At 41.4% G+C, this 22,184-nt stretch carries 18 protein-coding genes; 12 read left to right on the top strand and 6 right to left on the bottom strand.

Features of this window, described 5'->3' with window-relative positions:
- Nucleotides 1-11: 11 nt before the first annotated feature.
- Nucleotides 12-416: a DUF6249 domain-containing protein gene (locus HMPREF1535_RS11780; protein ID WP_046146218.1), complete on the bottom strand. Its 405-nt coding sequence runs from the start codon at nt 414-416 to the stop codon at nt 12-14.
- A gap of 595 nt (nt 417-1,011) precedes the next feature.
- On the opposite strand from HMPREF1535_RS11780, the gene HMPREF1535_RS11775 reads away from it, so the two are divergent.
- Nucleotides 1,012-1,953, top strand: a complete 942-nt coding sequence (locus tag HMPREF1535_RS11775) for a hypothetical protein (RefSeq protein WP_046146217.1) — start codon at nt 1,012-1,014, stop codon at nt 1,951-1,953.
- A gap of 669 nt (nt 1,954-2,622) precedes the next feature.
- Here the strand turns inward: HMPREF1535_RS11775 and HMPREF1535_RS11770 are convergent.
- Nucleotides 2,623-3,498: an Rpn family recombination-promoting nuclease/putative transposase gene (locus tag HMPREF1535_RS11770; protein ID WP_046146216.1), complete on the bottom strand. Its 876-nt coding sequence runs from the start codon at nt 3,496-3,498 to the stop codon at nt 2,623-2,625.
- Nucleotides 3,499-4,145: 647 nt separating this feature from the next.
- On the opposite strand from HMPREF1535_RS11770, the gene HMPREF1535_RS11765 reads away from it, so the two are divergent.
- Nucleotides 4,146-4,703 (top strand): RNA polymerase sigma factor, encoded by a 558-nt coding sequence (locus tag HMPREF1535_RS11765; protein ID WP_046146215.1) that lies wholly within the window; start codon nt 4,146-4,148, stop codon nt 4,701-4,703.
- A gap of 2 nt (nt 4,704-4,705) precedes the next feature.
- A complete protein-coding gene (locus tag HMPREF1535_RS25395; RefSeq protein WP_048317512.1) occupies nt 4,706-5,071 on the top strand; it encodes a hypothetical protein in 366 nt (121 codons plus the stop codon).
- Here the strand turns inward: HMPREF1535_RS25395 and HMPREF1535_RS11760 are convergent.
- The 3 genes from HMPREF1535_RS11760 to HMPREF1535_RS11750 form a co-directional block, all read right to left on the bottom strand.
- Entirely contained in the window at nt 4,983-7,127 is a 2,145-nt protein-coding gene (locus tag HMPREF1535_RS11760) for a tetratricopeptide repeat-containing sensor histidine kinase (protein WP_087880784.1), read from the bottom strand. The two genes, HMPREF1535_RS25395 and HMPREF1535_RS11760, sit on opposite strands and share 89 nt — an antisense overlap.
- Before the next feature lie 34 nt (nt 7,128-7,161).
- On the bottom strand, nt 7,162-9,258 hold the full coding sequence (locus tag HMPREF1535_RS26240; protein ID WP_235438480.1) for a tetratricopeptide repeat-containing sensor histidine kinase: 2,097 nt from the start codon (nt 9,256-9,258) through the stop codon (nt 7,162-7,164).
- Between the two features lie 141 nt (nt 9,259-9,399).
- Entirely contained in the window at nt 9,400-11,475 is a 2,076-nt protein-coding gene (locus HMPREF1535_RS11750; protein WP_052716693.1) for a tetratricopeptide repeat-containing sensor histidine kinase, read from the bottom strand.
- A 277-nt stretch (nt 11,476-11,752) separates the two neighbouring features.
- On the opposite strand from HMPREF1535_RS11750, the gene rpsA reads away from it, so the two are divergent.
- Both rpsA and HMPREF1535_RS11740 read left to right on the top strand, forming a co-directional pair.
- Nucleotides 11,753-13,552 (top strand): 30S ribosomal protein S1, encoded by a 1,800-nt coding sequence (gene rpsA / locus HMPREF1535_RS11745; protein ID WP_009859790.1) that lies wholly within the window; start codon nt 11,753-11,755, stop codon nt 13,550-13,552.
- Between the two features lie 191 nt (nt 13,553-13,743).
- A complete protein-coding gene (locus HMPREF1535_RS11740) occupies nt 13,744-14,139 on the top strand; it encodes a response regulator (protein WP_009859791.1) in 396 nt (131 codons plus the stop codon).
- Nucleotides 14,140-14,214: 75 nt separating this feature from the next.
- Here HMPREF1535_RS11740 and HMPREF1535_RS11735 read toward each other — a convergent pair whose 3' ends face one another.
- The gene (locus HMPREF1535_RS11735) at nt 14,215-14,484 is read right to left on the bottom strand and encodes a hypothetical protein (protein WP_009859792.1); all 270 of its coding nucleotides are present in this window, start codon (nt 14,482-14,484) and stop codon (nt 14,215-14,217) included.
- Nucleotides 14,485-14,918: 434 nt separating this feature from the next.
- On the opposite strand from HMPREF1535_RS11735, the gene HMPREF1535_RS11730 reads away from it, so the two are divergent.
- From HMPREF1535_RS11730 to HMPREF1535_RS11700, 7 genes are all read left to right on the top strand, one after another.
- Nucleotides 14,919-15,809 (top strand): helix-turn-helix domain-containing protein, encoded by an 891-nt coding sequence (locus HMPREF1535_RS11730; RefSeq protein ID WP_046146213.1) that lies wholly within the window; start codon nt 14,919-14,921, stop codon nt 15,807-15,809.
- 38 nt (nt 15,810-15,847) lie between these two features.
- The gene (locus HMPREF1535_RS11725) at nt 15,848-16,126 is read left to right on the top strand and encodes an HU family DNA-binding protein (RefSeq protein ID WP_009859795.1); all 279 of its coding nucleotides are present in this window, start codon (nt 15,848-15,850) and stop codon (nt 16,124-16,126) included.
- A gap of 108 nt (nt 16,127-16,234) precedes the next feature.
- Nucleotides 16,235-16,804: an RNA polymerase sigma-70 factor gene (locus tag HMPREF1535_RS11720; protein ID WP_046146212.1), complete on the top strand. Its 570-nt coding sequence runs from the start codon at nt 16,235-16,237 to the stop codon at nt 16,802-16,804.
- Between the two features lie 93 nt (nt 16,805-16,897).
- Nucleotides 16,898-17,773, top strand: a complete 876-nt coding sequence (locus HMPREF1535_RS11715) for a FecR family protein (RefSeq protein WP_010800710.1) — start codon at nt 16,898-16,900, stop codon at nt 17,771-17,773.
- Between the two features lie 6 nt (nt 17,774-17,779).
- Complete coding sequence (locus HMPREF1535_RS11710) at nt 17,780-20,488, top strand: TonB-dependent receptor (RefSeq protein ID WP_046146211.1); 2,709 nt, start codon at nt 17,780-17,782, stop codon at nt 20,486-20,488.
- A gap of 13 nt (nt 20,489-20,501) precedes the next feature.
- Nucleotides 20,502-21,503 (top strand): DUF4249 domain-containing protein, encoded by a 1,002-nt coding sequence (locus tag HMPREF1535_RS11705; protein WP_009859799.1) that lies wholly within the window; start codon nt 20,502-20,504, stop codon nt 21,501-21,503.
- A 152-nt stretch (nt 21,504-21,655) separates the two neighbouring features.
- Nucleotides 21,656-22,177, top strand: a complete 522-nt coding sequence (locus HMPREF1535_RS11700; RefSeq protein ID WP_009859800.1) for a hypothetical protein — start codon at nt 21,656-21,658, stop codon at nt 22,175-22,177.
- Nucleotides 22,178-22,184 lie beyond the last annotated feature (7 nt).

Genomic DNA, 22,184 nt, shown 5'->3' with positions numbered 1-22,184 from the left:
AACTCCCCAGATTATTTATTTTTATCTTTCGATAACTTCAATTCAATAACAAAAGCGACAATCAGTCCGATCCCACCAAATAACAGGACAGATGCACCATATACCGTACTGATCAATTCGCGCCGTCCCCAATTATCAATATCAAAATCTGTAAGCGACACAGAGATAATAAATCCGACCAGCAACCCCAATCCGATTCCTGCCAGCAAACACCCGGTTTTCAATGAACTAAAAGAGAAATTAGTAGCCAGACGTGGTAAACCGATCTTCACATCGAAAGCGGAAGGCTCCAGTTTATCCCCAATCTTCTCAATAATAGCCAAACGTTCTTTTTTACGTACAAACAATTCAAACAAGCCGTAAATACCGGCACAAACTATTCCGACAATCAGCGGAACCATTATAAAATCCATCATAGCAGTAAATATTAAATGTTATTATTAATTCGTTTATAAGTTTGACGCAGCTTCTTAGAAAAGGTTACAGGTTTCATTATATCTTCCATAAAAAATCGCTTGAAAATGGAGAAATCACATTTTTATGTAATACGTATATAATCATCAAATAGGCTACGACAGTATGTTTGATGACATGATAAATAAAATAAGAGATGGATTATCATAGGTTGAAATATTATTAATATGTATATTTGCATTCGAAAAGGCTTTTGAATTGAAGTCTTGTGTTGCGTGTGATATTTGTGCGATCAGATGAAAAATCGGCTAAATTTTTCTCAAACTATCAATGCACAAAGAAAGCCCCCGCAACCCTTTACCAGATATACGTGTTATCTATGCTGCTATTGTAGTATGGATATGTTATTGTATACAGATAAAGGGGGGCGTGCGGCTGACTTTTATTGGTAGTTGGGTCTTAGCCGAGCCTTCATCTGATTAAAAGTTCAGTCCGCCGCCCTTTCTTTTTTTATGAAAGGACCACTCTACTCTTATAACGCCATCCAGCACCCGCATATTTTAAGGACAAATATGTTTTATTTATAACCCTACTAGTATGGCTGCACGTATTACTATTGAACAAGCCGCCCAGCTGACCGGTTTCCCGGCAGAAGAGATTCGAAAATGGGCCGATTCCAGGAAGATAAACTCTTATTCGCCTAAAGGCGGTGAACCCTTAGTCGATGTCGGAAACTTGAATCGCTTCATTTCCTGTATCGAACATCTGGGAATACAGAAACTCTATCTGCAACTGATCATCCAGGACAAAGAGGAAGAGGCCAACGAAATCATCGCCCGCTACGACGACTATCTTTTCAGCCTCCGCACTGCCACCACAATCTCTCCCTTGCTTAAAGTAATAATTGCCGAACTATCCTCCTTTATAGAAGACAAAAAGGCACGCTATATATTCGACGAAATAACGGGAGGCGCAAAAATACAGGACGTTGCCGAGCGTTGCGGAATGACGTACGACGGTATGTGTCAGCGGTATAAAACCATCGTATCCCACCTGGAATCAGACACCCGCTTTATGCTTGAATATCAGAAGACGATAACCAATCAAGAACTAGAGATAGAACGCCTGGAACTTGAAAACAGGAATTTGGAGTATGAGTTGAACCGGTTGTATAAAAAGGGCCTTAAAGCGGGTTTGCAGTTTACTATCTCCAAATCATTAATCCATGTCCCTTTGGATGCAGCCCGGCGCCTTAATAAACCACTTACAGACCTGACCCTCTCTCCCTATATCCGTAAAGTGCTCGAAGAACTACATATAGAAACAATGGAAGATCTGTTGCGCTATATGGAAACAACCGGCCTCGATTCCCTCTTGGACATTCATGGATTTGGTATACTCGGCCTGGAACAACTCAAATTCCAGTTGGAGAAACACCGGATACTGGATAAGAACGGCTATTCAGACCTCTACCAATATCTCGTAAGCGATCCGGATATGGACCGGTTCGACTCGGATGCTTATGAACACAGCCATTAAAAAGATGAAAAGCATTTTTCATAACTATCATAAACATAAAAGAACTATCATACTATCATATTTTTATATAATATACCTATAATCAATATGTTATCCTATGATAGTTCCTGTTTTCAACTGTCATTTACCTATCATGCAACTATCATAGTTTTATCCTGAACCCCAATATATGCTTCTTATTTTACTAAAGTATATGACTTATTTTCAGGGGAGTAGTTACTTATGTTGTTCGAGACCCGGGTGTCGACAATGTTGAGACCCGGGTCTGGGCACAGTCAACATCCGGGTGTAAAACAGGCTGAAAAGGGCATCTTGAGAACAAAAAGTATGTATTCCTGTGAGATTAGTCTATATGTTTTGCCAAAATATATAGTAGGAAAAGCGATATATAAGTGCAATTATATCCTATTTATAAAGCCTTTTTTAGGTCCTAAACAATGTTGCTTAGTTAAAATATAGTCCAAATGATGGTTTTATGACAGTATTATGATAGTTGAAAACGGCAACTATCATAGAGTAATATTCTGATTATTTGCACATTACACAAAAATATGATAGTATGACAGTACATTTGATGAAACATTCAAACCAGACAGAACCCTGATACAACAAATCAGCAAAGCACTCCGATGATTCGGGACTTTGCTGATTCAATATCGTGTGAATAGATTACAATCCGTTTATCTCTTCAACAGACAGGCCGGTGCACTGAGCAATTGTCTCAATATTAACTCCCTGATTTTTAAAATTGGCAGCAATTTGACGTTGTCCTTCGGCTATCCCTTCAGCTTTTCCTTCAGCTATCCCTTCAAGCTTGCCTTTTTTCAGTCCTTTCACCTCTGCTTCCTCTACCGCATATTCCAGCGTATTGCGCCAGTCACGGTAAATCTTCAGGTTCTCATCGTAAACTGCCCGTTCGTGAGGAGTCATTGCATTCAGGTTTGCTACGTCGAGCAGGCGTTTGAAAGCATCGTTTTTCTCCTTAAACGGAGACATATCAAATAAATTCATATTCTTCAATATATAAACCATATTTTCAAGAGGCGTTTTGCATTCCTCTTCTCTTAGATTGAACAGATCGAACGACAGATAAATCTGTTTCAGTTTGACCTCGCCAAAAGTTTTACCTGTCGCCTCATTGGCCAGCACCACATCGGTGCGCCAACTCTGAAATTCAGGCAGACTAAAGTTCAACAGGTAGATGCCATATACCGGAAGCAAGCTATACTTCCAGTCAGCTCCGCTCTCTCCCTGACGGGAGATCATTCGACAAATGTAATAAAATCCGCGGTTAAAGAAATAATGTTGGGGACAATTCTGCATTTCAAGCACAAATTTACTCCCGTCCGCATCTTCACAAAGGAGATCGAAAATCACCGTGCGTTGCTCTATTACTTCGGGTTGGATTTCTTTATCGAGATAGGTCAGGTCTTTCACCTGGCGTTCGCCCTCGAGCGTGGCGTTGATAAAGTCGATTGCTACTTGCTTTTCACCGAATACGGTTTTAAAAGCCTTGTCGAGCATGATGTTCACATACTTTTCCATAAGTCAATAGTTTTAGTTGTTTATCACCTGAAACAGGTAACGGGACAAATGTAAGCAATATTTTATTTAATCCAACTGGAGAAAAAGATTATTTGAGTCATATGTAGAAAATAATGAGCTATCTACAGTGTCTTTTAAACAAGGCTCGCCTTGTGCCGTAGGCTTTCTTTTGCCGTCAGTTTCAACTGACGGTTTTAAATACAGGAGGCAAAGCCTCTTCCTTTGTGGGATTTATCCCCTTTCATAATACTTGGAAAAGGGGTTGAAACCCACAGAGGAATCCGGTAAAACCGGAAAGATTATCTATCCGTCAGTTGAAACTGACGGCAAAAGAGAGCCTGCGGCATGGGGCAAAGCCCCATTAATGAGGCACAAATAGTTCAATTCTGACAAATACTGAAACAAAAATCAACAAACAAATATATGGAATTCTCTATTCGTATCACAGCCGTGATACAAAAGAAACTCAATTGTGAAACAAACGGAATCCATCTGTGAAACAAAAGGAATGCAACTGTGATATGCATTACTTTGTATCCCAATATAAACCCTCCTTTCTTTGTAATACTTTATACTGAACGTATCTTTTTCACATTTTTCAGTTGTAAGTTGTAACCAAATTGCCGAACTTGCGTCCATAAGGTAGGATGGAGTTGTATAGCGACGCATATTACATAGAAAGGATACAAGCGGGAGATACAGGATGCTTTGCCTGTCTGCTCGATAGATACAGCCGTCCGGTTCATTCGTTAATCCTTAGAATGGTACATAGCAAGGAAGATGCGGAAGAACTGGCGCAAGATGTATTTATGAAGGTCTTTCGTAAGTTGTCGTCTTTCAAGGGCGATTGTAGTTTCTCCACCTGGATTTACCGGATTGCCTATAACACGGCTATTTCGGAATTGCGCAGGAAAAGACAGGAATTTGTCGCCATTGAGGAATCGCAGATCAGCAATGTGTCGGAAGAAGAGGTCAGCGAGATGTTGGGACGTACATCGGCGACCGAACAACTCGATAAGCTGGAAGCAGCCCTCGAACTGCTTCCGCCGGATGAGAGGGCGCTGATCCTGCTCTTTTACATGAAAGAGAAAACGGTGGAGGAACTGACCGTGATAACCGGTCTCGGAACATCGAACATCAAAGTGAAATTACACCGTATACGGAAAAAGTTATTTGTATTAATTAAAGGAATGGAGGAAAATTAAATATGGACAGCAACCAAAAACAACCTGATATACTGGAAAACTTGTTCAGGCAAATGCCGGAAGAAGAGTTGCCTGCATCCTTCCGTCTGAATGTGATGCAGCAGATTGCTAAAGAAACCGTCAAGGTTAAAAAACGGAACGAGTGGTTCGGGCTGGCTGCTGTCATTGCAGCTTCGCTGGGAATGCTGGGAATGGCTGTCGCTTTCCTCTTCTACATGGATTTCCCGCAAATAATCTGGCCCAACAAAATAGAATGGCCCCAAATAGATCTTCCTATCTTCAGCTTTTATTTTTATATCGGAATACTAACGTTGATCCTCCTGTTCCTTGATTATAAACTGAGGAAGGTATTTCACAAGGATGAGTAAAGATGAAGCGGGCGCCATTCTCATAGGTGGGGTCAATGGAGAGAGCCCCGCCTAAACGGTCCGCGATCAGTGTACAGATAGATAGTCCCAGGCCCGCCCCCGACTTATAATCATCCAGCTTTTCAAAACGGCGGAACACAGCCGCCTGCTTTTCTTTCGGGATGCCGCAACCGGTATCGGTCACAGCGATATGCACCTGTTTGCCATCTTCATCGACTTTGTAGGACAGGTTGATCTCTCCCTCCTGTGTAAACTTGCCCGAGTTTGTAAGCAAATTAGTCAGGATTTGTTGCAGCCGCAATTTATCGGTATGAAGCGTAACCGGGATACTATCCGGGGTAAAGGTCAGTTCCACTCCCTCCGGGATCCTGTGGCAAACACTATCCAGAGCGCTCTGGCAACATTCGGTCAATGAGTAATCGGCGAATTTGAAGTTCAGGTCGCCAGTCTCCATACGGGACAGGTCGAGCACGTCGTTGACCAGGTTCAACAGTTGCTCGGTGTTATTATGGATAACAACAGCATACTCTTCACGCTCCTCCTGATCAGTCGAGTCGTCGACCAACAGATCGGAAAAACCGACAATTGCATTCAAGGGCGTACGTATCTCATGGCTCATATTGGCAATAAAGGTACTTTTCATACGGCTGGCTTCCTCTGCTTTCACCTTTTCAGATTTCAGACTGTTTTCAGACTCCAACAGTGAATGTTTCTCCAACAGCAGTTCGTTCTTCAGCCGGCGGGCACGCTGATAATAGCAAAACAACACATATGAGAGGTATAACAGGACGAGAAAAACGGCGGATAAGAAAATAATCAGATGTTGTTTCTCTGCCATACGTTCATTATTTAATTGCATCTCATGTTCCTGCGCTTCTTTATTCCTCAGTTCATGCAAGGCACGGAGCTGGTTAACCTGGCGAAAGAAAGTTTCCTTATTTTGCTGTAAACTTATGTCATTCAATTCGTCGTACAAAACCAGAGCTTCAGCCAACCGCCCCTGCTCTTCCAGTATGTCCGCTTTAAACTGCAGATCGCCAGGAATACGTTCCGTTTTAAATATTTCATCCATCAGTTGCAGAGCCCGGGTAGTATTCCCCGTTTTCCTGTAATAATGAGCCAGAGTTGCCAGATAAGTATTTTCGGCATAATCGCCTTCAACCACGATATTTCCGGCATATTTCCCGGCTTTCGCCAGCATCCGCCTTGCTTCTGCCAGCATATTCTCACGGATATACAAGTCTGCAAATAAAGAATAAAGTAACCAATATTCCCTCTTGACATTGACAAAGGTTTCCATCCGGCTCGTCATTGCAGCCATGGAGTCGACAGCTGCTTCATAACGTTCAAATATGCCTATGGCCCGTTCAAAAGGAATCTCCCTGGAAGCACATTCTGCCTGGTACGCTGTCATTCGCATACGGGTTTCCGTTCTCTTTGCTTCAGTGCAATCCATATTCTCCAGCATCTCGAGACCTTCCTGAAAAACATCCACCGCATCATTACAACGATTCATTCGCCTGTAGATCAACCCCAGACTCTCGGTACACCTGACCAGACCATAGAGATGTTTAATGTCACTTGCCAGACGATACTCGTTTAAAGCTTCATTCAAAGCCTGTTCATATTCGCCGCTCCAAAGCAGGTCCTGGCAGGAATAACTTTTCACATCGAACAGGGCGTTAGGATATTCGTTCCGGCTTTTACTGATCGAATCGACCTTCCTTCCCCAATACAAGATACTATCCCGTTGCCCGTATTCATTATAATAATGGCGCGACAGATTGAGCAGGGCGAAATAAACGGCGGGGATCGAATCGATCCGGCAAGCCTCTTCGTAACACCGTTCAAGCCATCCGATCTCGGCAGGTGTCTGGTTAGTCAGATCCGCCAGGCTGGTCAACAACGGTATCGTTACATGAGGGTCGACCGATGCGACCACAAGCGACTTCAGGCTATCGATCTTATGCGATATCAGCAGAGAATCAGGTTGTGCCGGCAAAGAATAGTGTGAGATTACACACAGCAGGAATGTAACCAGGAAGCATTTGTTCATATATATATTCCGGACTCTCATACTTTTAATCGGATTAATCTTTACTATTTTCTAAACCGCAAGGATGGACAAAAACAAAACAAGCCCCTTTCGACATCTCCGGATAAGAAGTATCCAGGTATAACGAACCGCCAAAACGTCCGGCGATATTCCGGCAAATGGTCAGCCCCAATCCCGTGCCTTCCTTAAAGTCATCCAGTTTTTCAAAACGTTCGAATATCTTATCAGCCATTTCCAGCGGAATGCCGCAGCCGGTATCAGCCACGATAAAACGGACTGTGTTATTCTCCCGGTCTGTTTCAAATATCAGATTTACTTCTCCCTCAAGGGTAAATTTCAGTGCATTCGAAAGCAAATGTCCTAACAATTGCAGTAAACGGAACCTGTCGGTGTTCAAAAGAAAAGATTCCACTGCAGAAACACAATTCAACTTTACGCCCGGCATAGCTTTATCTTCCAGAGACGCTGCGATCTCACGGCAAAGCGCAACAGCATCCCATTCTTTGATCGTAAAATTATAATTACCGGATTCAAGCCGGGACAGGTCGAGTACATCGTTTATCAGGCTCATCAATAACTCTGAACTACGCTTGATCGTTGCAGCAAAAGTGATCTTCTCCTCTTCCGGGAAAGAATTGTCGACCAGCAACTCGGAAAAACCGACAATAGCATTTAAAGGAGTGCGCACTTCATGGCTGATATTCGAGATAAAAACAGTTTTCAACCGGTTTGCTTCTACTGCCTTCTCTTTGATTACCCGCAGTTGCTTTTCCGATTCAACCAATGAATCTTTCTCATTCAATAATTCATTTTTTAAACGCCGGGTACGACGGTACAACCGGTATAGCAGGGAGACCAGCATCAACAACAGTCCGATCGTTGCCAGAATATGGATCAGCAGGCGCTGCCTGGAGGCGATCTGTGCATCCTGATGTTCCAATTCACGGGTTCGTTTCTCGCCATCGTTCAAATCGTTCAGGACACGAAGTTGGGCCATCTGACGGTCGAAGGCATTATTGTTAACAGCCGTATTCATTTCCAGTATCTTTTTATATACTTGGATCGCTTCTTTCAATTGTCCGCTACGGCGCAGAACCTGCATTTTCAGCGTCATCATATCCAGATTGCCGCCCAAAGCCAGCGCATTATCGATCGCAGACAGTGCCAGGCGGTTATCTCCGGTCTTTATATAATAGAGAGCTTCGGATTGATAAAAGGTGAATTTTACAAAGACGCCCAATGAGTCACTCATATAAGCCGCAGCTTTTTTCAAATAGTCATGTGCTTTCCTCATTTTTCCGTTCCGGGTATAAAGTTCGGAAAATTCGGAGTTCAGCAGGCAACGATGATAACGGACCTGAAAGAAATAGCCTTTTGTTTCATAATCCTGCTCCATCATATCGAGCAGTTTCCCATAACGCATTAACAGCTTTTCCGATTCATCAAACAGATCGAGGCGAAGCGTCGAAATCACCATATCCGAAAGATATTGCAACTCCAACACGGGCCAATCCGGATTCTTATCCAACCAGACCAAGCCTTTACGAAAAATATCTACGGCATTACTATCTTGTCCGACAACCTGATAGATCAAGGCCAGATTATAGTTGCCTCTTGCCTGTCCGTATTCCTGATGTTCCCTATTCGCCAGATTAACCTGCCGGATAGCTTCGTTCATCGCCTGCTCATAATCTTCGCCCCACAAATAATTCTGGCAGACCAGGCTTCCGGCCGTGAACAAAGCATCGGGACATTCCTTACGCCGACGGGAAATCGTATCGATCATAGAGTACCAATACAAAATGCTGTCACGCATATCCAGATTGTAATAATAACGGCCCAACTCGGCCATGGTGTTATAAACGAGCGGAAAGGAATCGAGCTGCATCGCTATATCCATAATTTCCTTGCCTAAAGAGACTTCTACTTTTTGCTGCCGGTTGATCGTAACCAACTCTTTCAAAACAGTAAGTTTCTCTTCAGGTGTCTTTGCTTTTTGCAGAACATTACGCAGACTATCTGTTCGTATCCTCCCTATCTCATTTTGGGAAAAGACTGAAACAGAGCAAAGTAAAAGAACTACAATACATACAAATTTTATACCCCTTTTAAACAGACTTTTCGTCTTCATGCATATTTTACTTACAGCGATTGGCAAACTTACGAATAAATATTTATACCGGACGGAATTATTTAATATATTTTCCATAAGTCATTATGAATTTCAATTCCTCCCGCTATTCGATACTTTCTGCTGCAAAAATTCCCTGTTTCAACAAGGATGAGTGAAGATAAATCTGGCCCCCTGGGTATAGCCCGAATCCAGTCGGATTGTACCTCCCAAAGCTCCGGCAATAGCCTGGCAGATTGAAAGTCCGATCCCCGTTCCTTGCTTATATTCGTCTATTTTCTCAAAATGTTTGAATATTAATGCTGCCTTATCGGCAGGTATTCCGCAGCCGGTATCTGTAACGATCAGGTCGACGGCATTTGCCCCCTGATCAGAATGAAAGGACAGATTTATCTCTCCCTTCTCCGTGAACTTGGCGGCATTGATCAAAAGATTTACCAATAATTGTTGCAAGCGCAAGGGGTCGGTGTTTAATAGCAGGGAAGGATCATCCGGTGTAAATGTCAAAGAAACACCCTCCACAACCCGGTGGCGGATCGTATCTATCGAATTCCGGCAACAGTCGGCAAGGTTGACCGGGCGGATGGAAAAATTCAGGTTTCCGGCTTCTATCTGCGAAAGACACAGGACATCGTTGACCAGGTTCAGCAGCAATTCGGTATTATTACTGATAATGGAAGAGAATTCTTCTTTTTCTTCCTGTGTACAAGAGGAATCGGACAGCAGGCTGGCAAAACCGACAATTGCATTCAAGGGAGTACGTACCTCATGGCTGATATTGGCGATAAAGGTTGTTTTTGCCTGGTTTGCCTCTTCAGCCTTGTCTTTGGCGACACGGAGGTTCTTCTCTGATTCAATCAACGCTTCCCTTTCTTTCAGCAAGGCATCTTTCAACCGGCGGGTACGGCGGAATGAAAAATAAAGGATGTATAATATCAGCAACAGGATAACGGAAACCGACATGGACAAGACGAGCTGGTGTTCTTTTATATCCACATTCATCCGGCTGATTTCCAACTCTTTTTCTTGCATTTCCTTGTCATTCAGATCATACAGTGTACGGAGCTGGTTGATCTGACGGGTAAAAGCCTCGTTGTTGATCTTGGAAGTCTCCGATATTACGTCTTTGTAAGCCTGGATAGCATTCTTGAAATCTCCTGCTTCGGATAAAATATCGGCTTTTAATTGCAGGCAATCGGGAGTCTTCCAGCTTTCCAGCAGTTCGTCGATATATTTATGCGCTGCCGTATAGTTGCCAACCTCCTTATTATAGCGGGCTTGTATATAAAGGTAAGCAAATACGGCAAAATCATTACTTATGGTTTCCTTTCCTACGAACCTTTCTGCGTTGTCCAGCGACTTGCGCGCATTTGCAAAATCTTTTCTTTTCAGGTAGTACTCCGCATAAAAAGAATGCATAATCCAACGATAACGATCTACAGGATAGACCGTACCGGTATTTTTATTTACTTTTTCCTGTTCGTCCAGCAGTTTCTTATATTTAACCAACAAAACCTCGGCACTATCCAGCTTATTAATACGCAAGAGTGATTCCAGTTGATAGGAAACCAGACGGATACTGAACGTTAACTTCTTACCCACTTCTTCCTGTTTATCCAATGCCGCCTGGAAAACCACGACAGCATCGCTGTCACGGCGGATCGCCTGATAAATATGCCCCAGATTCTCACCACAACGAATCTGACCGTATATATGATTCCTGCTACACGCCAGGTTATAGAGACGGATAGCCTCATTCATTGCCAGTTCATAATTTTCCATCCACAGATGGTCCAGGCAAACATAGCTGTAAGCCTCAAACAAACCATCCGAAAGCTCCTGCCGGCTTTTGCCGATAGAATCTATATATTTGGCCCAGTAAACAACACTGTCCGATTTATTGTCATCATAATAATAACGGGAAAGGTTTGCTGCGGCTGCATATACGGCCTGCACAGAATCCACTTGAATACCGAGATTCAGTAATCGATGCAGATAACCTGCCTCTTCCGGTTTTTGCCTGTAAAGGTCGGATAGTTCTTTTAATGTTTTTATAGCGACATCCGGCGACGGATTCTCAGACAAGATGGCTTTCAGGCTATCCAGGCGTATTGTGCGGTTTGTTGCAGTAGCCTTTATACATATAAATATACAAAGAATACAATATAGACAGAGAGAGCCCTGTTTTAGATGCTGGCGGAAACTACCTTTATACATAATGTAGAAGAATAAGGTGCAAAGATAATATTATTTTGACGAAACATATTAATATTCAACACATCTTATATAACACAAAAACAAAAAGGCAATCCAACGGACAAAAACAGATACAAGTGATCCCTACCCTGAAAAAGCAAGAGATATAAAGCATAATTTCCGGAGCAAAACTATTGTATATCAGAAAAAAGCATTACCTTTGCCCCGATTTTTGAGAGATGACAACATAATGTCTAACTTACTAATTAAAACAAACTTAAGTATTAACAATTAGAGAATGGAAAATTTAAAGAACATTCAGCCGGTTGAAGATTTCAACTGGGACTCCTATGAAAAGGGAGAAACTTACGGTGACGTAAGCAAGGACGACCTTGTAAAAACGTATGACGAAACCCTGAACACTGTAAAGGATAAGGAAGTCGTTATGGGAACCGTTACTGCAATGAACAAACGTGAAGTTGTAGTGAACATCGGTTTCAAATCAGACGGTGTTGTATCAATGGCGGAATTCCGTTACAATCCGGATCTGAAAATTGGTGACGAAGTAGAAGTTTACATCGAAAACCAGGAAGACAAAAAAGGACAGTTGATCCTTTCTCACAAGAAAGCTCGCGCTACACGTTCTTGGGATCGTGTTAACGAAGCTCTTGAAAAAGACGAAATTATCAAAGGTTACATCAAATGTCGTACGAAGGGCGGTATGATCGTTGACGTATTCGGTATCGAAGCATTCTTACCGGGTTCTCAGATCGACGTTAAACCGATCCGCGATTACGATGTATTTGTAGGTAAGACAATGGAATTCAAGATCGTAAAGATCAACCAGGAATTCAAGAATGTTGTTGTATCTCACAAGGCTCTTATCGAAGCAGAGCTTGAAGCACAGAAGAAAGACATTATCTCTAAACTGGAAAAAGGACAGGTTCTGGAAGGAACTGTTAAGAACATCACTTCTTACGGTGTATTCATCGACTTGGGTGGCGTAGACGGTTTGATCCATATCACAGACCTTTCCTGGGGCCGTGTTTCTCATCCGGAAGAAATCGTTCAGCTTGATCAGAAGATCAATGTTGTTATCCTTGACTTCGATGACGAAAAGAAACGTATCGCTCTCGGCTTGAAACAACTGACTCCGCATCCTTGGGATGCTTTGGATCCGGACTTGAAAGTAGGTGACAAAGTGAAAGGTAAAGTGGTTGTTATGGCTGACTACGGCGCATTCATCGAAATCGCTGCCGGCGTAGAAGGTTTGATCCACGTATCAGAAATGAGCTGGACTCAGCACCTGCGCAGTGCTCAGGACTTCATGAAGGTTGGTGACGAAATCGAAGCAGTTATCCTGACTTTGGATCGTGACGAACGTAAGATGTCTCTGGGTATCAAACAGCTGAAAGCTGACCCATGGGAAGATATCGAATCTCGCTTCCCGGTTGGTTCACGCCACACAGCTAAAGTTCGTAACTTCACTAACTTCGGTGTATTCGTAGAAATCGAAGAAGGCGTTGACGGCTTAATCCACATCTCTGACCTTTCTTGGACTAAGAAGATCAAACACCCGAGCGAATTCACTCAGATCGGTGCAGAAATCGAAGTTCAGGTACTGGAAATCGACAAGGAAAACCGTCGTTTGAGCTTAGGCCACAAACAACTGGAAGAAAATCCCTGGGATGTATTTGAAACTATCTTCACAGTAGGTTCAATCCACGAAGGTACAATCATCGAAGTACTTGACAAGGGCGCTGTCGTATCCTTGCCTTATGGTGTAGAAGGTTTCGCAACTCCGAAACACCTGGTAAAAGAAGACGGTTCTCAGGCTGCTGTAGACGAAAAACTACAGTTCAAGGTAATCGAATTCAACAAAGAAGCAAAACGTATCATCCTTTCTCACAGCCGCATCTTCGAAGATGAACAGAAGGGCGCTAAGAAAGATGCTCCTGCTGGTGACAAAAAACCGTCAGCAAGACGCAACAACAAGAACGAAGAATCTTCTGCAATGGTAACTGGTCCGGTTGAAAAGACTACACTGGGTGACATTGAAGAACTGGCTGCTTTGAAAGAAAAACTTTCAGGTAAATAATCAGTATCACTGATAACCGATATAAAGGAGTTGTTTTTTCAAAAACAACTCCTTTTTCTTTATTTCCTCCCCCTATTCACTCACTCAATAATGAAAGGCTATATATTTGTTGACTTTCATCTATTTTTACTCCTGATAAGTTTGCGTATTTTAAATTAATTACAGAACTTTGTTGAAGTTACTTGAATATTATGATCATGGACGAAAACATAACAAACAAAGGCATCACTATCCTCATCGCAGAAGATGAAGAAAGTAATTTCTTATTATTAAAAACAATTCTGAAAAAGCATTGTAACATACTTCATGCTAAAACGGGAGTAGAGTTATTGGAGATCTATAAGGAGCAACATGCAGATCTGATCCTTCTGGATATTAAAATGCCGGAAATGAACGGGATTGATGCATTAAAGGAAATCCGGAAATTTGATCAGGACATACCTATCATCATGCAATCGGCTTATGCCTTTGAGAATGACATGGAAGCTGCCCGCCAAGCCGGAAGCAACGGGTTTGTAACGAAACCTATCAACATCAAGGAGCTCAAAAGCGTTCTTTCCAGTTTCTTGCCGCAGTTGACATGGTAATTTCTTCGAAAATACAAAATAAAAAAGGAGATGCTTATTACAAGTATCTCCTTCTTATTTCAAATAAACGTTTACCTACTCATTAGCAGCTTCTGCTTTTTCGCATTCAGCTGCCTGTTCTTGTGCACCATAATAAGCACAATCTTCACCAATACCGATAAGCTGATTGATTGCATGTCTCTTATCCAGATCAGTGAAATAAGTTTCAACGACTTTATAAATATCGAAACCTCCCGTCGATCCGGCTGCCAGATTCAATGACTCTACCATTTTCTTAGCTGCATTGTGAATTTCTTTTTTGTCAATAAGATGCAACTCATTGCTGTGAATTAGATTCTTTCCCATGATGTTTGACTTTAAAGTTATACTCGCTTTTATTAATAACTACAGAATAAACAAGTTACTTCTACTTGCTGTTTCTTTACAGCTTTAAATATACAAACATCTTCTTATTTTCATACAATTTCATCCCTTTAATTTCATAGAATCTTCAAATTATTCAAAAGTACATGCTTTTTCAACGTTCCACCATCCCAAATAATGGTTTGGTCGGGTGTGATAAAATGATGGTGACGTTCAAGAGAAACAACAACATTTTTTATGAAGTAACAAATGAACAATTCACCATAAACAATGGTTCTTACAAATCATCAGGGCATTGTCTGTAAAAAAAATGTCAATAAGCGTTCCATATTTCTTCATTGTCACACCATATTTCCACTGTCTGAATATCATAAAGAACGATGTTTTAATTTTATACACAAAATAATTATAGGGTGATGTCTTTAAAGGAAAACAAATTACATGTAGGAAATAATGACACCATTGATTCTATAAAAAATGATTTAATTTTCTATGAGAATGTCAAACAAATTCCTATAACTCCGTATCCGTCATATATACAATACGGACTGGTTATGCTTTGCTCTGAAGGTAGTGCAAAGATTAAAGTTCACACACATGAACATTTGTTGATGGACAATGAACTTGTCATTCTATTACCGGGACAACTGGTTTCTATATACGAGACAAGTCAGGATTTTAAGATAAATGCATTTTCTGTTTCACAATCATTGTTTAATGATGTGTTGAGCGGTATTCATAGATTTTCGCCACATTTTTTTATCTATATGCGAACTCACTTCCATTACAAATTAATGGAAAGCGAAAGCATTAACTTTGAAAATTACTATAATCTGGTTTGTTCGAAAGCTAAATCTGCATCCAACCTATACCCCCGGGAATCTGTGATTCATGTATTACGCATTCTCTATCTGGACCTGTACAATACATACAAGATCAGTTCCCTTCCTTATATTCCAACAATGGATGTGCATAAAAAAGAACTTGCAGACAAATTCTTTTATCTGATTATGCAACATTACAAAGAGAACAGGGAGGTTGCATTCTATGCTAAAGAACTATGTATTACTCCTAAATATCTGACAACGATAATAAAAGCTGTCAGCGGAAAATCAGCGAAAGACTGGATACTGGAATATATCATACTGGAAATAAAAGCGCTACTGAGAGATTCTTCTCTTAACATCCAGGAGATTGTTGTAAAAACAAATTTCGCCAATCAGTCCTCTCTTGGGCGGTTCTTCCGTAAACACACTGGCATGTCTCCTTCCGAATACAGGAAAAGCATGATGGAAACATATTATTAATATTAAACTACATATCTAATAACTAATAAAATAAAGTCATGAACAGAAGTCAATTAATCAATGAATTAGCGACAAAAACAAATCTCAATAAACGGGATATAACAACTATTCTCGATGCTTTTACTGAAATGGTTGCAGAAAAAACAAAGGCAGGCGACCGTGTTTTCATTCCCGGTTTCGGTTCATTCAAACCACGTCTGCAAACAAGCCGTCCGGCAAGAAACCCCAGAAACGGGGATGTGATTCAACTCACACCGCGAACGATTGTACATTTCAAATGTGCTTCTCTCCTAATAGAGAAGATGAACGAAAAATAAATGAAAAAAAGGGCTTATTTCAAAATAAGTCCTTTTTTTATTACGATTTGTCATACTTATCGATTAAAAAGTATCTTTGCAGCCACAGAGTAGCATGAAAAGGAAATTATGACTGAACAAGAGATCAGAAGATATTTACGACAAATGAAGGAAGAGGACTCCCAAACTGCCTTGCAGAAATTCTATGATCTATGCTTTGATCGTTTTTTCCGTATTGCTTATTACTATCTGAAACAGGAAGAATGGGCGCAGGAAGTCGTACTCGACGTATTCATGAAAATCTGGGAAAAGCGGGAGTCATTACAAACGATAGTCAATCTGGAAGATTACTTCTTTATCACAGTAAAAAATGCCGCACTGAATTATCTGGCAAAAGAAGAAAGGCAAAAACAGATTACCGAAATAATAGCCGATAAGATAGCCAATCAGGAAAATTCACCGGAAGAAATCCTTATCAACGAAGAACTTTTTTCCCACTATGTCAAAGCACTGGACCGTCTACCGGAAAAATGCCGGGAGATATTCATCCGCATACGGGAAGAAAAACAAAGCTATGCACAGGTCGCTAAAGAATTAAAAATCAGCATCAATACAGTTGACGTACAATTACAAAAGGCTGTAACCCGACTACGGGATATGTTATCACGCTACCTGAAGCCAGACAAAAACGGATCATAATCTTAACTTATTTTCACCAAATCGACATAGTGAGTTCCAGCGTACATCTCTGTCTTTATTTATGAAAGCAATAATTAAACAGATAAAGAAAAGATGACACCTGAAAACGACAACTTTGATAAGATTCTGGAACAACTGGTCGCCTCTACACGTTCACCGAGAGGACGCTTCTCCGCTAAAAACAGTTGGAAAATACTAGAAAGGCGTATCTCTCCTGCCAGTGGAAAAATAAAATTTCTCCGTATCGCAGGAAGCGTTGCAGCCTCCATACTCATCTGCCTGGCCAGTTGGTATACATATGATTATATCCAATCGGGCACCATACAGACTATTTCTACCCTGGCTGAAATACGGGACATTACACTACCCGACCAGTCTGTTGTCACCCTGAACCGTTACTCAACACTTAGCTTTCCTTCTCGTTTCAGGGGAGCCAAAAGAGAAGTCCGGTTAACCGGAGAAGCCTATTTCGATGTAGAAAAAGATACCAGGCACCCATTCATTGTAAAAGCAGAGTCCGTAAACGTGCAGGTACTGGGAACCCAATTCAATGTGGAAGCCTATCCCGAAGACCCCGAAATAAAAACAACCCTGATCGAAGGTTCCGTTGCCGTCAGCATACCGGAAGAAAACCGGCGAATCGTTCTTTCTCCCAATGAAAGTGCTATCTATAACCGGTTACAGAAAAGTTTACAACATGAAATAAATCCAAAAAGCAGCAACGATATTGTCTGGCGAAACGGCCATTTCCTATTCGATTATCTACCATTGCAGGAAATAACCCGGCAACTTTCACATGCATTCAATGTAAAAATAGAAATTACCGATCCCGAACTCCGGAGTTACCATATACGGGCTAACTTCACCAATGGCGAAAGCCTGGAAGAAATGCTCGAATTATTAAAAGGAGCCGGCAATTTTAATTACACAATAACAAACAATACTATCATTATCAGCACTAAGCTTTAGTAAATTATGAACTATTCTATACATTACCCGCTTTTCCGCATCAGCTTCATATGTCTCTTGTGGGTTATTTTCGGGAGAACTCCTCTTGATGCCCAAAATAAAGACACATTATTAAATTTCAGTATCCGGAATGCTGCTTTAGACAAATTCGCAAAGCAGTTGGAGGATTCTACCGGCTTCTCTTTCATCTACGGAGAAAAGATACAGCTTAAAAAGCCTGTAACCCTGGATATGACTCAATCTCCTATCACGGATATTCTACACAGGGCTTTCGAAAACGAAGCAATCGCTTTTAAGATTTCTGGAAAATATATCTTATTAGATAAACGGGATACACCCGTTAACCGCAAATATACAATCAGCGGCTATGTTACAGACGGGATATCATCGGAAACACTGATCGGTACGAATATCTTTGAACAAAACAGAAGGATAGGAACTTCGACCAACCCTTTCGGATTTTATAGTATTACGCTTCCCGAAGGAGATGCAGCACTTTCATTCTCCTACCTTGGTTATGCCACTCAAATATGCCGGTTCCGGTTGGAAAAGGACACCTTGCTGAATATCCGGCTACTGACCGACAATCAGTTAGAGGAAGTTGTCGTCCTGTCAAATAAAAGAGAAACCGGAATCCATGCCACTGCGATGAGTGCCCTTGATGTCCCGATGAAACAAATCCGCAACACACCTGTTGTTTTGGGAGAAGCTGATTTACTGAAGACAATCCAGCTGTTACCCGGCGTACAGGCGGGTATGGAAGGATTCAGTGGTTTGCATGTGCGTGGCGGCGGACCGGACCAGAACCTGATCCTGCTGGATGGTATTCCGATCTACAATGCAGATCACCTGCTGGGCGTATTCTCGATCTTCACCCCGGAGGCCATGAAAAAAGTGACTCTCTTCAAAGGCTCCTTTCCTGCCCGTTATGGCGGACGATTATCGTCTATCATCGATATCCGCACCAATGACGGCGATATGCAAAATTATCATGGAACGATCAGTGTCGGCCTGCTAACCAGTAAGCTGCATTTTGAAGGACCGATCATAAAAAACAAAACTTCTTTCTGTCTGACAGGACGCCGCACCTATCTGGACCTGGTGGCAAGACCTTTTCTGCCGGAAGATAAAAAATACAACTATTACTTCTATGATATCAATGCTAAAGTAAACCATAAGTTTTCCGACAGAAGCCGACTCTTCCTCAGCTTTTATAAAGGAAAAGACCATTATGATTACAAACGGGATAAGGAATACGACGGTTATGACGATGGTCCGCGCCTGTATTTCTATAACAGCAAAATCAATATCAACTGGGGGAATACTATTGCAGCCGGACGCTGGAATTATGTATTCAACAATAAGTTGTTCAGTAACACGACTGTAGCATACAACCATTATCAGATGTCAATGGCTGACAGTTATAAAAAGGAAGCCACCGGAACCGAGAAAAAGACCAATACCGATCCCATGCATAACGAAACCTATACATATAATTCCGATTATAGGTCAGGGATACACGATGTTAGTATCCAGACAGATTTCGACTATACGCCTGCCCCGAACCATCATATCAAATTCGGCGGCTCTTATCTGAATCATACGTTCCGGCCGGAGGTCACAACCTCAAATGTGAGAGAAGCAGAAAACGGATCAGTAGCACAAGATACCATCTATAAAGATTCTTCTAACAGTAATCTGCATGGCCATGAATGCGCTTTATATGCAGAAGATGACTTCAACATAGGTACCCGGTTAAGTATTAATGCAGGTATACATCTTTCCTTGTTTTACACCCAAGGGAAAGGCTATTTCTCAGCACAACCCCGCCTGTCCGCCCGCTACCGCCTGAACAAAGACTATGCAATAAAAGGTTCATTTACTCAAATGGAACAGTACGTACATTTATTATCGTCGTCAGCCATCTCACTACCAACTGATTTATGGGTGCCTGTTACTCAAAATATCCGCCCGATGCGGTCATTTCAATATGCTGTCGGGGGATACTATACAGGGATAAAAGGATGGGAATTTTCGTTGGAAGGATATTATAAAGATATGCATAATGTTCTGGAATATCAGGATGGCGCCTCTTTCTTCGGAACCTCAGGAGGATGGCAGGAAAAAGTGGAAATGGGTCGCGGACGTTCTTTCGGACTGGAAATACTTGCACAAAAAACGCTGGGAAAAACAACCGGCTGGCTGGCCTATACAATTGCCAAAAGTGACCGCCAGTTCAAAGACGGCAGCATCAACTACGGAGAACGTTTCCCCTATAAATATGACCGTCGCCACAATATAAATTTTTGTGTAAACCATCAGTTCAATGAACGGTTCGATATTGGACTCACCTGGATATTTAACACCGGAGGGGCAGCAACATTAGCCGAACAGCGTACCGGGACAATAAACGGTAATTTGCTCGATTATATCGAACACCGCAACAATTACCGGTTACCCGTCAGTCATCGATTGAACTTGGGAGTTAACTTCCATAAAAAAGTACGCCGGGGCACACACACCTGGAATATATCTGTCTACAATGCCTATAATGCCATGACTCCCAATTTGATCTATCTGGAAGAAGAATACATCGGACAAGAACATATTGGAGAAGGAGGTGTGCCTGAAACAACCTGGAAAAGAAAAACAAGGTTGATCAAACAGACTTTATTACCCTGTATACCTTCCGTCACTTATACATTTAAATTCTAAAACAGAAAATGACATGAGAAAGAATTTATCCTATCTATTATTCATACTCTATACATCTCTTTTCTCTGCTTGTGAGAACGAGATACCCTTCCAAAGTAAAATTCAAGAGCCCCAACTACTCATGAATGCCTTTCTGGAAGCCGAAAAAGAAGAAAATCAAGTTTACTTGCATATCATTGATGGCGAGACAACAACATTAGTGAGCGATGGAGCCGTCACTATCTATGTCAACGGAGAGAAGAAAGAAGTTGCTGAAGCCGAATTGATCTCCACCAGTTATAATGACTCTACAAAATACTGCCGCGTGAAAACCCAGTTTCTCCCCGGTGATCTGGTACGCCTGGAAGCAGCTGCGGAAAACGGGCAATATCACGCCTGGGCTGAAGTAAAAATACCCCAACCGATCGAAAAAATTATACAGGTAGATACCCTTCTGACTAAAATTAAAATAGGATATTATATGGATAACTGCATCCGGTACAGAATCACATTCAACGACCGATCCGGAGAAAAGAACTATTATCAACTGCGTATCCAGGAAAACACTTACCGGACATATCCGGAAGAGGGAACAACATACGGACCGGAAATCATCTATCCGGATATTATCAGTCAGGAAGATATCGTGTTGACCGATGGTCATCTCAGTACTGCCGATGATGAAGAATTCGGCATCCTTGATATGACCGTCCAAAATGTGAACAATGTATTCACTGACAGTCGTTTCGAAAACGGATCATACACGCTTAATGTATATACACGCTACTATGATCACAAAAATATGGACGAAAAGCTGTTTGTAGAGACAGATGCCGTCATCCGGCTACTCTGTATCACCCAGACAGACTATCGGTATATGCGTGCCATGAACTGCCTTGAGTCGGGAAACTATAACGAAACCTTTATGGAACCGGTCATTATACCTCAAAACGTTGTCGGCGGATTAGGGTTTGTCGGTGCTAGCTCCGAAAAACAAATGACGATTCGTATCCTGACCCGCCCGCCATTGTGGTAAAAAACGGTCACTGGAAATTCATTTCTCAAATCCAACAATAGCAAAATAGTTAAAGGATACTAATTGACAACATATTATATAGGGTATCCTTTAACTCATACGGTTATTAATTCAAAAAGATATAGTAATTTTAATCCATTAATAATAATCGTATGAAAAGGTTTTATTTATTTTTATCAATATTGTTTCTGACTATATTTATGAGTAGTTGCTCAAATGATCCTTCGAATCCTTCTCCTGAAGAGGGATATTCTAAACTCATTATAAAAGCAGAAACAAAATCGGCAAACGAACCCACTGAGGAAATCATTTTTACAGGAGATGATATCCTATGGTTCAACGGAACAACAAAAGAAATCCGGTTTAAAGACAATTACTATCAACAAAACTCCATTTCACTTTATGCCAATATTAAATTTTATCTGGATGACAAGTATTTGTTTTCTACCTTGACCCGGGTTTCAGATGTCAACTCCCAAATTTTCAACTCACCGGTATTCTATTACAGTATAATTGAAAATAAATTTTTTATAAACGACGGATATCCTGATATTGCAGTTTTAGGTTCATTGACTGAAATACAAAAAATACGTGATGAGAATATGCAGGCCATAGCAAATGAATGGGATAAATTTATCGGGTATATGAAAAAAGTGAATAAGTACAAAGAGTAGATCAACG

Origin of the sequence: Parabacteroides goldsteinii DSM 19448 = WAL 12034, assembly GCF_000969835.1 — a bacterium.
Classification (GTDB): domain Bacteria; phylum Bacteroidota; class Bacteroidia; order Bacteroidales; family Tannerellaceae; genus Parabacteroides; species Parabacteroides goldsteinii.
The sequence above is the reverse complement of the archived record's forward strand: the minus strand, read 5'-3'. Positions and strand labels throughout refer to the sequence as shown.